This window comes from Leifsonia sp. Y878, assembly GCF_057669685.1.
Genome location: NZ_JBYHFS010000001.1, coordinates 575,087 through 588,652, shown reverse-complemented (window position 1 = coordinate 588,652; position 13,566 = coordinate 575,087). Strand labels below are relative to the sequence as shown.

General features: G+C 64.4%; 12 protein-coding genes. 1 reads left to right on the top strand and 11 read right to left on the bottom strand.

Annotated features, from left to right (window positions below; genetic code table 11):
- The first annotated feature begins 12 nt into the window (after positions 1-12).
- Positions 13-588, top strand: coding sequence for a TIGR03086 family metal-binding protein (locus tag AC25Y4_RS02735; protein ID WP_488118834.1), 576 nt, complete (start codon positions 13-15; stop codon positions 586-588).
- 30 nt (positions 589-618) lie between these two features.
- Here AC25Y4_RS02735 and AC25Y4_RS02730 read toward each other — a convergent pair whose 3' ends face one another.
- From AC25Y4_RS02730 to ligA, 11 genes are all read right to left on the bottom strand, one after another.
- A complete protein-coding gene (locus AC25Y4_RS02730; RefSeq protein ID WP_488118833.1) occupies positions 619-1,419 on the bottom strand; it encodes an ABC transporter permease in 801 nt (266 codons plus the stop codon).
- 9 nt (positions 1,420-1,428) lie between these two features.
- On the bottom strand, positions 1,429-2,346 hold the full coding sequence (locus AC25Y4_RS02725) for an ABC transporter permease (protein WP_488118832.1): 918 nt from the start codon (positions 2,344-2,346) through the stop codon (positions 1,429-1,431).
- A gap of 22 nt (positions 2,347-2,368) precedes the next feature.
- Positions 2,369-3,559 (bottom strand): ABC transporter substrate-binding protein, encoded by a 1,191-nt coding sequence (locus AC25Y4_RS02720; protein ID WP_488118831.1) that lies wholly within the window; start codon positions 3,557-3,559, stop codon positions 2,369-2,371.
- Between the two features lie 74 nt (positions 3,560-3,633).
- Positions 3,634-4,728 (bottom strand): ABC transporter ATP-binding protein, encoded by a 1,095-nt coding sequence (locus AC25Y4_RS02715; RefSeq protein WP_488118830.1) that lies wholly within the window; start codon positions 4,726-4,728, stop codon positions 3,634-3,636.
- A 120-nt stretch (positions 4,729-4,848) separates the two neighbouring features.
- Complete coding sequence (locus AC25Y4_RS02710) at positions 4,849-5,946, bottom strand: VIT1/CCC1 transporter family protein (protein WP_488119512.1); 1,098 nt, start codon at positions 5,944-5,946, stop codon at positions 4,849-4,851.
- 5 nt (positions 5,947-5,951) lie between these two features.
- The gene (locus AC25Y4_RS02705) at positions 5,952-6,299 is read right to left on the bottom strand and encodes a hypothetical protein (RefSeq protein ID WP_488118829.1); all 348 of its coding nucleotides are present in this window, start codon (positions 6,297-6,299) and stop codon (positions 5,952-5,954) included.
- A gap of 2 nt (positions 6,300-6,301) precedes the next feature.
- A complete protein-coding gene (gene gatB / locus AC25Y4_RS02700) occupies positions 6,302-7,807 on the bottom strand; it encodes an Asp-tRNA(Asn)/Glu-tRNA(Gln) amidotransferase subunit GatB (protein WP_488118828.1) in 1,506 nt (501 codons plus the stop codon).
- The gene (gene gatA, locus AC25Y4_RS02695; RefSeq protein ID WP_488118827.1) at positions 7,807-9,354 is read right to left on the bottom strand and encodes an Asp-tRNA(Asn)/Glu-tRNA(Gln) amidotransferase subunit GatA; all 1,548 of its coding nucleotides are present in this window, start codon (positions 9,352-9,354) and stop codon (positions 7,807-7,809) included. The genes gatB and gatA overlap by 1 nt, the downstream gene beginning before the upstream one ends.
- A gap of 2 nt (positions 9,355-9,356) precedes the next feature.
- Complete coding sequence (gene gatC / locus AC25Y4_RS02690; RefSeq protein ID WP_488118826.1) at positions 9,357-9,653, bottom strand: Asp-tRNA(Asn)/Glu-tRNA(Gln) amidotransferase subunit GatC; 297 nt, start codon at positions 9,651-9,653, stop codon at positions 9,357-9,359.
- A gap of 38 nt (positions 9,654-9,691) precedes the next feature.
- Positions 9,692-11,056 carry an alpha/beta hydrolase gene (locus tag AC25Y4_RS02685; RefSeq protein WP_488118825.1) on the bottom strand — a complete coding sequence of 455 codons (1,365 nt, stop codon included), beginning with the start codon at positions 11,054-11,056 and terminating at the stop codon, positions 9,692-9,694.
- A gap of 239 nt (positions 11,057-11,295) precedes the next feature.
- Complete coding sequence (gene ligA / locus AC25Y4_RS02680; protein ID WP_488119511.1) at positions 11,296-13,554, bottom strand: NAD-dependent DNA ligase LigA; 2,259 nt, start codon at positions 13,552-13,554, stop codon at positions 11,296-11,298.
- Positions 13,555-13,566 lie beyond the last annotated feature (12 nt).

The window sequence follows — 13,566 nt, the reverse complement described above, 5'->3', positions numbered from 1 at the left end:
GAGGAGCAGCACATGACCGTCATCACCGATTTCAACTGGCTCGAACTGCAGAAGAAGGCCCACGCAGAGTTCAGCAAACGGGTAGCGGCAATAACCGACTGGGATGCTCCCACTCCCGACACCCTGTGGACCGTGCGCGACCTGGTGCGGCACGTCGTGCAGGAGCAACAGTGGATTCCGCCGCTCCTGGCGGGAGCCTCGATCATCGAGGCCCGCCGTCAGCTGCGCCCGCTCGGCCCGGACCTCAGCGCCGAATGGCACACCTACTCTGCGCTGGCCACGGAGGCCTGGCAGTCAACGCCATTAAAAGCGGACGTTCAGCTCTCATACGGGACCGTGAGCGTTGCGGACTACCTGAGCGAACAGGTGTCGGATGTCACCATCCACAGCTGGGACCTGGCGCGCGCCAGCGGGGCGGATGAACAGCTCGACCACGCGCTCGTCGAGGCCGTGTGGTCGGTGTTCGTGCCACAGAAGGACACCCTGGAGGCCAGTGGCCTGTTCGATTCTCCGATTCCACTGCCAGACGATGCCCCGCTCCAGTCACGCCTGCTCGCCCTGACGGGGCGCGACGACCGCCGGAGTTAGACGACCGCCAGCGTTAGACGACCGCCAGCGCTAGCGCGTCATCCGTTCAGCACCGGCCAGGCGCTGGGCGACATAGATCGGAATGATGGAGACCAGGACCATCACGACGGCTATGACGTTCACGATCGGCGCCTGGTTGGGCCTGAACAGGTTGTTCAGGATCCAGATTGGCAATGTGGTGACCCCTGAACCGGCGGTGAACGTCGTCACGATGATCTCGTCGAAGCTGAGGGCGAACGCCAACAGTCCCCCGGCTAAAAGCGCCGACCGTAGCTGCGGGAACGTCACCAGCCTGAACGTGGTCCACAGGCCAGCGCCCAAATCGGCGCTGGCGTCTTCGAAATTGGTACCCAGCCGGCGAAGGCGCGCGATCACATTGTTGAACACCGTCACGATGCAGAAGGTGGCGTGAGCGATGACGACCGTGACGACCGACAGCTGAATCCCGAGGATCGTACGAAATCCGTTGTTGAGCGCGAGACCAGTGATGATTCCCGGCAACGCGATCGGCAGGATGACCAGCAGGCTGATGGCATCACGACCGAAGAACTCGAATCGTTGCAGGCCGAGGGAGATGAGGGTGCCAAGCACCAGCGACACTGCCGTCGCCAACACCGCGACCTGCAGGCTCGTCACCACGGCATCCAGTGCACCCTGGCTCTGGAACGCCTTGCCCCACCATTCAAGGGTCAGGCCTGGGGGCGGCCAGGTGAGGTTCTGGCTGGTGCTGAACGAGTTGATCAGGACCACGGCCAGCGGCAGGTAGATGACTAAGAGGATCACCACGGTGACAGCGCCCAGGATGACCCTGGACGGACGGCTGAGTCGCACGAGAGTCTCCTAGAGGTTGTTGAGGGCACCGGTGCGGCGAACCAGGGCCAGGTACCCGAAGATGATCACGATCGGGATGAGGGCGATTGCTGCAGCGAGGGGCAGGTTGTTGGCCGCACCGACATTCGAGTAGACGAGATTGCCCAGCATCTGGTTGGCGCCGCCGACGATATTAACGGTGATGTAGTCGCCGAGCGACAGCGAGAAACTGAAGATCGAGCCAGCAATGATGGCCGGCCAGATCATCGGCAGCACGATCAGCCTGAGCGTCGACCACGTCTTGCCGCCCAGGTCGCCCGACGCCTCAAGCAGTGAGTCAGGCACGCGTTCCAGTCCGGCATAGATCGGCAGAATGACGTACGGCAGCCACAGGTACGACAGCGTGATGATGGTGGCGGTCAGGCCGTAGCCAGGGGTCTCTCCGCCAAACGGCGCGACCAGCCATTCGAAGATGCCGTCCTGGGAGAGCACGGAGCGCCACGCGTAGGCCTTGACGAGATAGCTGGCCCAGAGCGGCATCAGCACCGCGACCACCAGGATGCGCTGCATGCGCGAACTGGCCACCTTCGCCATGAAGAACGCGATGGGCAGGGCGATCGCCACGTCGATGAGCGTCACGAGGAGCGCGACACCCACCGTGCGAACTGTCACCACCTGGTACAGCTGCCCGGTCAGCACGGTGATGATGTTGTCGAGTGTCCAGGTCTGTGAGATCTGCCCGGTGAAACTGTCGACCGTCCAGAGCGCTGTGATGAGCAACGCTGCCAGAGCGACGACGTAGACCAGGCCGAGCCAGAACAGCGGCGCGGTGATCAGCAGCGTCAACCGCACCCGCGGGTGTTTGCTCAGGAAAATCGATCCCCGTCTGGCCAGCGAATCCCGTGGCACAGGAACCGCGACCAGGGCGGAGGACCGATCGGCACTCATGAGCCTGTGCTCGCCTGGCCCGCTAGCCCTTGATCTCCTGCCAGGCCGTCGTCCATGCGGAGTAGTCGGTGCACGTGACATCCGTTCGTCCATCCAGGCACTCCGCGATGGGTGTTGACCAGTACCAGATCTTCGAGGCGTACTCTTCATCGCCGGCGTGGAAGAGCTCGCACTGGTCTGGGTTCGTCGTGAAGTCGCAGGCCGCCTGGTTCGACGGTGCCTCACCGAAGTACTCCGTCGCCTGCGCGTTCGCCTCCGGGCTAGCCATGTAGTTCAGCCACGCGTAGGCGCAGTTGGGACTCTTCGCCTTCGATGCGATCATCCAGGTGTCAGACCACCCCGTCACTCCCTCGTCTGGGAGGACGACGTCAGCCGGCGTTCCCTCGGCGAGTGAGTTCTTGATGACCTGCCAGGTGGTGCCGACGACGGAATCGCCGGTCTCGAATGCCTGGATCGCCTTGAGGTAGTCAGACCAGTACTCGCTGACATTCGGGCGCTGCTGCTTGAGCAGGTCAACTGCTGCGGCGAGCTGCGTCTCGTCAAGGGCATACGGGTTCTCGATGCCGAGGTCTGGCTGGTGAGCCATGAGGTAGACGGCGGCATCCGCTATGTAGATAGGTGAGTCATAGGCGGTGACTTTGCCTGCATAGTCGGACGACTTGTCGAAGACGACGTCCCACGAGGTGGGGGCCGGGCTCACCACTTCCGTGTTGTACATGAGGAGGTTGGCTCCGTAGCCATGCGGGATGCCGTATGAGACGCCGTCAACACTGTTCCACGACTGCATCTTCAGGAAGTCGTAGATGCCCTCGTAGTTCGGGATGAGGTCGGTGTTGACGGGTGCGACGTCGCCAGCGGCCACCAGCCGGAGCGACGCGTCGCCCGATGCGGCGACAACGTCGTACTCGCCGGTCTTCATCAGGTTGAACGCCTCGTCGGAGGTACCGTACGTCTTGGTGGTGACCGCGCATCCCGTGTCTTCCTCGAACGCGCTCACCCAGTCGACGCTGGGATCGTTGCTGCCGTCTTCGACGTAGCCGGGCCAGGCGAGGATGGAGACGGACTCTTCGTTCTCGCCGAGCTCCGTCATCGCCGCAGTTTCGCTCGATGTTCCGCCTGACGTACCGCAGGCGGTGAGAAGCGCTGCGACGGACGCCAGTGCAAGGCCGCTCATGAGTGCAGATGACGTGCGGTGTGCTGTGTGCCGTTTCATTGCGTTCTCCATTGTTCGATGGGTCAGTTTTCGTGATGCAGCAGTTCTCTTGATGGGTCAGTTCTCTTGATGGGTCAGTTCTCTTGATGGGTCAGTGCAGGAGGAGGGACGGCTTCGGTTGCAGAATGAGGTTCGGAGATGTCGGCGGCCACCAGGACCACGACGTCACGATCGTTCCACCCCACATTCACGCGCTCTCCGCGCTGGTCTTCCCCCACCCGGTGGGTATCGTTCTGCTCAAGAGCGGTCACCCGTTGCCCCGCATCGAGGTCGATGATGAGCCGCGTGCCGCTTCCCACGTAGATGACTTCTGCGAGGGTCCCTGCCGCGCTCCGATCAGTCACCTGGGCTGCCCCAGCCCGGCCGACGGTCACCTTCTCCGGTCGCACCGAGTGAGTGCCAGCGCGCCCGAGCAGCTGCTGCGACATCACATCGGTGAAGATGTTTGACGTGCCGACGAACCTGGCGACGAACGGAGACGCCGGACGATCATAGATCTCTGCGGGGGTACCAAGCTGCTCGATCTTCCCGTCGTTGAACACGGCGATCCGGTCGCTGAGCGTCAGCGCTTCCTCCTGGTCATGGGTGACGAAGACGAAGGTGATCCCCAGGTCGCGCTGAATCTCCTTGAGCTCGACCTGCATCTGTTCACGCAGCTTCAGGTCAAGTGCGCCCAGCGGCTCGTCGAGCAACAGCACTTTGGGGGCGACGACGGTTGCCCTCGCCAGGGCGACCCGCTGGCGCTGTCCGCCGGAAAGCTGCGACGGCTTGCGGTCGCCGAATGTGCCCAGCCGCACCTTCTCCAGGGCTTCCATGGCACGCGCCCTGCGCTCTTTCTTCCCAACGCCGCGCACCCGCAGCCCATAGGCAACGTTGTCCACGACGTTCATATGTGGGAAAAGCGCATAGTCCTGGAAGACCGTGTTCACATCACGGTCAAACGGCGCGTTCGACGTCACATCCTGGCCGAACAGCTCGATGGTGCCGCTGGTCGGTTGCTCGAACCCGGCGATCAGGCGCAGCACGGTGGTCTTGCCAGACCCTGAGGGGCCGAGCATCGAGAAGAACTCACCGGCCGCGATGTCGAGGTCGAGGTGATCGACGGCCTGCAGCGCGCCGAACGCCTTCGTGAGTCCCGTCAACCGGAGTGCCGGCGTCTCAACTGTCACCAGTGTTGCCTCTCTGCCGCAGGCCAAAAGCATCCTGGCCACAGCATATGGAAACAGCTGGGTGATGAACAGCCCCTGGGCGTCACGCTCGACGAGCACGAAACCCAGGGGCTGCAGTCGCTAGATGCCGGTCGTTCCGAACAACAGGCCGAGAACGTAGGTGACGGCCGCTGCACCAAATCCGATCAGCAACTGCCGGATGGCGCGCTTGAGCGGCGGGGCACCGGAGAGCACTCCGACGACAGCACCGGTGGCGAGCAGGGCGAGACCCACCAGCACGGATGCCACGACGATGGCTGCGAGTCCGTCAAGACCGAACAGGTACGGCAGCACGGGCAGCAGGGCGCCGGAGGCGAAGAAGCAGAAGCTGGAGATGGCAGCGCTCAGCCCGTTGCCGATCGCTTCGTGCTCATCGATGGGATCTTCATCGGGCGAGGCGAGGCCGGCAGTGCTGATCGGCCCAGTCTGGATGGCGACCGCGAGCAATACTTCACGAGCATGCTTCGCTGCTTCATCTGGGGCCATGCCCCTGGCGCGGTAAACCAGCGTGAGTTCGTTGGCTTCCAGGTCGAGGTGCGGCAGGATCTCCCTCGTCGCTGGGTTCGGAGTGGATGCCTCCAGAAGTTCCCGCTGCGATCGCACGGAAACGTACTCCCCCGCACCCATCGACAGCGCACCGGCCAGCAGGCCGGCGATGCCGGTGAACAGGATCGTCGCAGCAGGCACGCCGGTCGCCCCAATACCGAGAACGAGCGCCAGGTTGCTGACGAGTCCGTCGTTGACGCCGAAGACAGCCGCACGGAACGTGCCTGAGAGCCGCATTCGGCCGCGCGCAGCCAGGCTGCGCACGACCTCTTCGTGGATGCGCTCGTCGGCAGCCATGGCATCCGTTGCATCGACGTCAGCCGTGTACGGCGACCGGGATTCTGCCGACTGGGCAAGAGCCAGTACGAACACCGACCCGAATCGACGCGCGAGGAACCCCAGCATGCGGGTACGAAGCGCGCCTGGGCGCTCTGGTCCTACCTGGTCGCCGAGCAGTTCACGCCAGTGCGCCTCGTGTCGACCCTCCGCCTCGGCGAGGGCGAGCAAGATCTCGCGTTCTTCACCTGAGCGGCGACCGGCAAGATCGCGATACACGGCGGCCTCTGCCTGCTCATCGGCCAGGTAGCGGCGCCAGCGCCTGATCTCAGACTTCGAGGGAGACCGCGCAGACATTGCATTCACGGCGCGTGCCATTCCGGTGCAGCCGACAGAGAGCTGGACGCCACGCGTGCCGTCTCGAACGGTCCTGACCCGTCGAGCGCGTAAAACGGCTCGTCGAATTCAACCACCCAGACAGCGTCGCGAATGGACGTCGGAGCGAACAGCCCACCGCCGGTCATGTCGCCCGAAGCCACGATGACAGCGCTCGGGTCCTGCACGGTCGAATCCGGATATACACTCCGGTCCAGCCGCACGATCACCTGGGCGCCAACACCGAACACCACAGCGGATGCCGATTCCTGTCCGTCTGCTGCGGGGTTCGGTTCAGCGGCGGACCCTGCCGACTTGTCGCGCTTCCTGATCATGATTAGACGGCGGCCGAAGCGCGCTCAAGCACCAGCTCGCGCACGCGAGCGGCATCTGCCTGACCCTTCATAGCCTTCATGACAGCGCCGATGACGGCGCCGGCGGCCTGCACCTTGCCATCCTGGATCTTCGCAAGCACGTCGGGCTGGCTCGCGAGAGCCTCGTCAATGGCGGCGATCAACGCGCCATCGTCTGAAACAACAGCGAGACCACGAGAGGCGACGACCTCTGTCGGGGTGCCCTCTCCGGCGATGACGCCCTCCAGCACCTGACGGGCGAGGCGGTCGGTCAGCGTGCCGGCCTCAACGAGTTCGATGAGCGCGGCAACCTGCGCCGGCTCGACGAGGGAATCAGGGGTAACGCCCTGCGCGTTGGCGAGCCTGGCGATCTCGCCGGTCCACCACTTGCGTGCGGACTGCGCTGGGGCACCAGCGGCGACGGTGGCCTCGACGACGTCGAGGAGGTCGGAGTTGACGACGTCCTGGAACTCGAGTGCTGCGAAGCCCCAGTCGGCCTGCAGGCGCTTGCGGCGTTCCGCAGGGGGCTCCGGCAGGGTCAGGCGCAGTTCCTCGACCCATTCGCGCGACGGCGCGACGGGCAGCAGGTCTGGTTCCGGGAAGTAACGGTAGTCATCGGCATCCGACTTCGGACGACCGGCCGACGTGCGTCCGGTGTCTTCGTGCCAGTGCCTGGTCTCCTGCGTGATGGTGCCACCGGCGGAGAGCACGGCAGCCTGACGCTGGATCTCGTAGCGAACCGCACGCTCGACGGAACGAAGCGAGTTGACGTTCTTGGTCTCCGTGCGCGTGCCGAGCACGTTGGAACCGCGCGGGCGCAGGGAGACGTTGGCGTCGCAACGCACGTTTCCCTCTTCCATGCGGGCGTTCGACACGCCGAGTGCCTTGACGATCTCGCGCACGGCGGCGACGTAGGTCTTGCCGATCTCCGGGGAGTCAGCCTCGCCGCCCTCGATCATGCGCGTGACGATCTCAACGAGCGGAACGCCGCCGCGGTTGTAGTCGACGAGCGAGTAGTCAGCACCCTGGATGCGACCCGTCGCGCCACCCTTGTGGGTGAGCTTGCCTGCGTCGTCCTCCATGTGGGCGCGCTCGATGTCGACGGTGACCTGGCGGCCGTTGGCCAGTTCGATGGTGAGCGATCCGTTGAAGGCGATGGGCTCGTCGTACTGCGAGGTCTGGAAGTTCTTCGCGGTGTCCGGGTAGAAGTAGTTCTTGCGTGCGAACCGCGAGCTCTCCGCGATCTCGCAACCAAGGGCGAGGCCGAGGCGGATGCTGGACTCGATGGCCTTCTGGTTCACCTGGGGCAGGCCGCCGGGGAGGCCGAGGCAGGTCGGGCAGGTGTTCGTGTTCGCACCCTGGCCGAATTCGTTTGCGCAGCCGCAGAACATCTTGGTCTTGGTGTTGAGTTCGACGTGTACTTCGAACCCGAGTACCGGTTCGTACAGCTCGATGGCCTTGTCGTAGTCCATCAATTCAGCCTTCGCCATTAGAGGGCCCCTTCTTCGCTGGCAAACATTTCAATGGACGTCAGTGACGGCGCCTGGCTGAGCAGGGTGTGACCCCAGTTCGCCTCAAGCAGTGCTTCGACAGCGGCTCCGAACGTGTAGAGACGCGCGTCCTGGCGAACCGGTGCCATGACCTGCAGGCCGACGGGCAGGCCGTCCTCCGGCGCGAGGCCCATGGGAAGTCCCATTCCGGGGATACCGGCCAGGTTCGCGGGAATCGTCGTGATGTCGTTCAGGTACATCGCCATCGGGTCTTCGAGCTTCTCGCCGAACTTGAATGCCGTCGTCGGCGCGCTCGGGGACACCAGGACGTCGACCTTCTCGAACGCTGCGTCGAAGTCGCGCTGGATGAGCGTGCGAACCTTCTGGGCGCTGCCGTAGTACGCGTCGTAGTAGCCCGCAGAAAGTGCGTATGTACCGAGGATGATGCGGCGCTTGACCTCTGGACCGAAGCCGGCCTCACGGGTCGCAGCCATGACGCGCTCGCTCGTGAGTGAGCCCTCTTCGGGGTTCACCCGAATGCCGAACCTGACGGAGTCGAAGCGCGCCAGGTTGCTGGAGGCTTCAGCCGGGAGAATCAGGTAGTACGCGGCAACCGCATACTCGACGTGAGGGGTGCTGACCTCGGTGATCTCTGCGCCTGCAGCGGCCAGCATGGCCAGCGTCTCGTTGAAGCGCTGGGTGACACCGGGCTGGAAGCCAGCACCGGAGAGTTCTTTGATGACACCGACGCGCACGCCCTTCAGCGCGCCGTCCTTCAGACCGGCGAGGGCGGCATCCGTCATGGATGGCCAGGCGTCGGTGAGGGAGGTCGAGTCGAGCGGGTCGTGGCCGCCGATGACATCGTGCAGCATGGCAGCGTCGAGGACGGTGCGGGAGACGGGGCCGACCTGGTCGAGTGATGACGCCAGCGCGATGGCGCCGTAGCGGGACACCCCGCCGTAGCTGGGCTTGACGCCGACGGAACCGGTGACGGCTGCGGGCTGCCTGATCGATCCACCGGTGTCGCTGCCGAGGGCAAGCGGAGCTTCGAACGCGCTGACGGCAGCGGCGGAACCGCCACCGGAGCCGCCGGGGATGCGCTCAAGGTTCCAGGGGTTCCTGGTGGGGCCGTATGCGGAGTGCTCTGTGGATGACCCCATGGCGAACTCGTCCATGTTGGTCTTGCCGAGGGGAATCAGGTTTGCGGCACGCAGGCGCGCGACGACCGTGGCGTCGTAGGGCGGAATCCAGCCTTCAAGGATCTTCGACCCAGAGGTGGTCGGCATGTCCTTGGTCGCCAGGACGTCCTTGATGGCGATCGGCACGCCCGCGAGCGGGCCGAGCTTCTCACCAGCGGCACGGCGTGCGTCAACGAGGGCTGCGGTGGCGAGGGCTGCGTCGCCTGCGATGTGCAGGAAAGCGTGCACGTCGGTGTCGACGGCCTCGATGTGGTCGAGGTGTGCCTTGGTCGCCTCAACGGAGCTGACCTCACCTGAGGAGAGGAGCCCGGCCAGTGCGGAGGCGGAGTGCTTGATCAGTTCGGTCATTGTTAGTCCTCGTCCAGAATTGCGGGAACACGGAATTTGTCGCCATCGCGCTCAGGAGCGCCCGACAGGGCCTGCTCAACGGTGAGCGAGGGAACGACGACGTCTTCCCTGAAAACGTTGGTGAGTGGCACCGGGTGGCTGGTGGCCGGAACATCCGGCGTGGCAACAGCGCTTACTTTGGCCACGGAGTCGACGATCTGGCCGAGTTCTGCGGTGATGCCCAGAATTTCCTCTGGACTGAGGTCGATTCGGGCGAGGTTGGCCAGGTGGGCTACCTGCTCAGCCGTGATTTCAGACATGAAGCTCCATACGGTTCGTCGAGGTGGATGCTTCAATTCTATTCGTCGCCGGCCGTCACCAGTTCCGCGTTGTCGGTTCCGATCAACGCCATGTTGTGCAAGGACTCGCTGCCGGGGGTGAAATAGTCGTTGTGGCCGAAGGAACCGGCGAGGTATTCCCCCGTCACCCTGTCAGTGGCGCCAGAGACACCGAGCGTGCGGGCGCCGAAGGAGGCATCGCCAGGATCGGCACCGAAGAAGGCACTGTCGACCGCTGGGTCCCAGTCGGCTTCGCCGACGAAGACTTTATTGGCCGGCACGTCGAGACTGTCGACGCTCTGCACCGGGCTGCCCGGTGAGCCGACAAGAACCAGGGCATCTGCGCGCACAGAGCCCTGTGCCAGGGCAGCGAGCGACACGGTCGACCCGTACGAGTGGCCGATGACGGTGAGGAATGGCCGGTCGAGTCCGCGTGAGGCCTGCAGGCCGAGCCAGTCATTCTCGAGAAGGGATGCGCCCTTCGTGGCCTTGTCCAGACCGCCGACGGTGAAAAGTGATGGCGTCTCATAGCCGATCCAGGCCACGGTGGACACGCTCTTCCTGCCCGGGTCTGCGGTCTTCTTGTCGTTTGCCGCTTTCAAAACAGAGCGTTGCTCGTCGTAGAGGTCTTCGGCCATGTTCGTCCAGTTGACCATCTGCTCGTAGACGCCGAAGTTCATTCCGGGAATCAGATAGCTCACGTGCGACGCAGTGTCGGGGTTGCCGATGGCAATGGCAGCGCGACCGCCGTCAGCGATGTCGAGGAGAACCAACGTGCGAACGGCACCGTCTTCCCTGGGCGTGAGCGCCAGCCGGACCTGCGTCAGGACAGCCAGCGTGCCTGTCGCCTTGGAGCGGTCTACCGATGACAACGTTCCGTTCAGCTGGGTTTGCAGCCCAGCCATGCTCTCGTTGAGGTAGCGCAGGTTTGCTTCGCCGCGTGCTTTCAACGGGATGCCGTCGAGATTGCCGACCAGGCGAGGGCTCGCCGAGAGCAACGTTGCCCGCTCCCGCGCTGAGAAGGAGTTCCACAGCGCACTCACGCGCACGGCGACCGGCGGATTCGTCAGGAGGGCGTCGACCTGCGCGGGGTATTTGCCGACGAAGCTGGCCATTTCGCTCTGTGGCAGCTTCGACATGCCGGCCAAAAGCGTGAGCCCAGAGACGTTGCGAAGGGCCGCCAGATCGACTTCAACAGACGACCCCAGACCAGGAGAAACGTTGAGCCAGAGAGCCGTCTGCACACCATCGCCGGGGCGATCGGAAACACGCGCCTCAACCGACGCCGCGACGGTCCCTGTTACCTGCGCATGCGCGCCAATGTCCTCACGCACTCCCATGAGAGCGAGCGAGGCGGTGAGAACTGTTGCAACGTCCAACAGCAAGCAGGGCACGTCCCCTCACGTACGAAAGACCACATGTGGTCTCGCGCCAAACACCTGTCTGGTGGTTTCAGCTTATCGGCGGAGCAACCCCAAAAGGCGGCCAGTCCACCCCCGTTACGGGGGGTTTGTGGGGTCAATTACCCAATTGGCACGCCGGCGTAGCCAGGCGGAAACGAGCCGGAAACGAAACGAGGTTCGACAAGGGCCAGCTGCACTTACCAGACGGCTTTCGTGACGGCTTATAAGACCGGGAGCGCTGAGGGACCCTCAGCGAGCAGAAGTCGGAAGCCATCGGCGTCTATCACCCGAACGCCCAGTTGTTCTGCCTTGGCCAGTTTTGAGCCGGCACCGGGTCCCGCGGCGACGAAGTCGGTGTTCTTGGACACGCTGGATGCCGCCTTGCCGCCCGCCGCGATGATCGCCTCCTGGGCGCCTTCGCGCGAGAAGCCCTCAAGTGATCCAGTGGCAACAACCGTCAGTCCGCTCAAGACACCGCCTGCGGCCGCCGCGGCGCCAGGTCCTGGGTGGTCGGGTGTCGAGAACTGCACGCCGGCGTCTGTCCACTGCGACACGATGTCCTGGTGCCAGTCGACGGTGAACCAGTCGATGACAGCGTCGGCGATGATGCCTCCGACACCATCAACCTCGGCCAGTTCGTCACGGCTCGCGGCACGAATCAGGTCAAGAGAGCCGAAGTGGTTGGCCAGCGCACGAGCGGCTACCGGCCCGACATGGCGGATGTTGAGCGCCACCAGGATGCGCCAGAGCGGCTTGGTCTTGGCCAGCTCCAGGTTCGCGAGCAGCTCCCTGGCGTTCTTCGATGGCACGAAGTCTTCATCGCCGTCGAACTCAAGCGCCGCCGGATCGAATGCAGCGTCGGCGTCCTTGCCGGTCTTCTTCCGTTTGCGACGGAAGGGCGTGACTTCCTTGGGGACACCATCCTCGGTCAGTTTCGGCAGCCCGGTCTCGTTGTCCCGCACAATCACGGTGACCGGGAAGATGTCTTCCAGCCGCAGCGAGAACAGGCCTGCCTCCGTGGGAAGCGGCGGGTCAACGGGCGCAAGCGGCTGGGTCAATGCAGCAGCGGCTACCTCGCCGAGAGCCTCAATGTCGAGTCCTCCGCGTGAACCGGCGTGCTCGACCCTGCCGCGCACCTGCGCGGGGCAACTTTTCGCGTTGGGGCAGCGCAGGTCGATGTCGCCTTCCTTGGCAGGGGCCAGGGGCGTGCCGCACTCCGGGCAGAGAGTGGGCATGACGAACTCCCGCTCGCTGCCGTCGCGCAGTTCGACGACGGGGCCGAGGACCTCTGGGATGACGTCTCCGGCCTTCCGCAGCACGATGGTGTCACCGATCATGACACCCTTGGCCTTGACGACGTCCTGGTTGTGCAGCGTGGCCTGGCGCACCTCTGAGCCGGCAACGCGCACCTTTTCCATCACGGCAAACGGGGTTGCCCTTCCGGTGCGACCGACGCTCACCACGATGTCGAGCAACTTGGTGTTCACCTGCTCAGGCGGGTACTTGTATGCGATCGCCCACCGCGGCGCCCGGCTGGTCGCACCGAGTTCGGCGTGCAGTTCGAGTTCGTCGAGCTTGATCACGATGCCATCGAGCTCGTGCTCGACGCTGTTTCGGTGCTCGCCGTAGTAGCGAATGTACTCATCGACGGCGTCGACAGTCTCAACCACCCGGTAGTGGGTGCTGGTCGGCAGACCCCAGCCTGCGAGCAGTTCGTACACCTCAGACTGCGCGGCCACGGGCGGATTGGGCCAGGCGCCGATACCGTGCACGAGCATGCGCAGCCGGCCGAGACGCGCGCGCATGAGCTTCAACTGCGCGTCGGTCTTATTCTCTGACTTCTGGCGGAGCGATCCGCTGGCCGCGTTGCGGGCGTTGGCGAAGACGCGCTCCCCCGACGCGCTCTGCAGTGCATTCAGTTCTGCGAACGACTCAACGGGGAAGAAGATCTCTCCGCGCACTTCGACGAGCGGCGGATGCCCGGTGCCGAGCAGGCGGCGGGGTATGCCGGGGACCAACGCGATGTTCTCCGTGACGTCTTCGCCGACGACTCCGTCTCCGCGAGTGGCGGCCGTGATGAGCACGCCGTTCTCGTAGCGCAGGTTGATGGCCAGCCCGTCGATCTTGAGCTCGCAGAGATAGTGCACTGGACGGCCGGCGTCACGCCGTGCCTTGGCAGCCCAGGCTTCGAACTCGTCGATGCTGAACACGTTGTCGAGGCTGAGCATCCGCTCTGCGTGTTCGACGGGATCGAACAGGCTCTGCGCACGCCCGCCGACGGTTTGCGTTGGGCTGTCCTGGCTGGCCAGCTCTGGGAACAAGCGCTCCAGCTCTTCGAGCCGGTGCATGAGGCCGTCGTATTCCTCGTCGGAGGCGACGAGCGCGTTCTGCTCGTAATAGGCGTCGCGAAGCTCAAGAATTCGGGTGGTGAGCTGCGCGACCTCTTCGCTGGCGGCGTCACGTTCTGCTGCGGAGTACATATCTGTCACGCC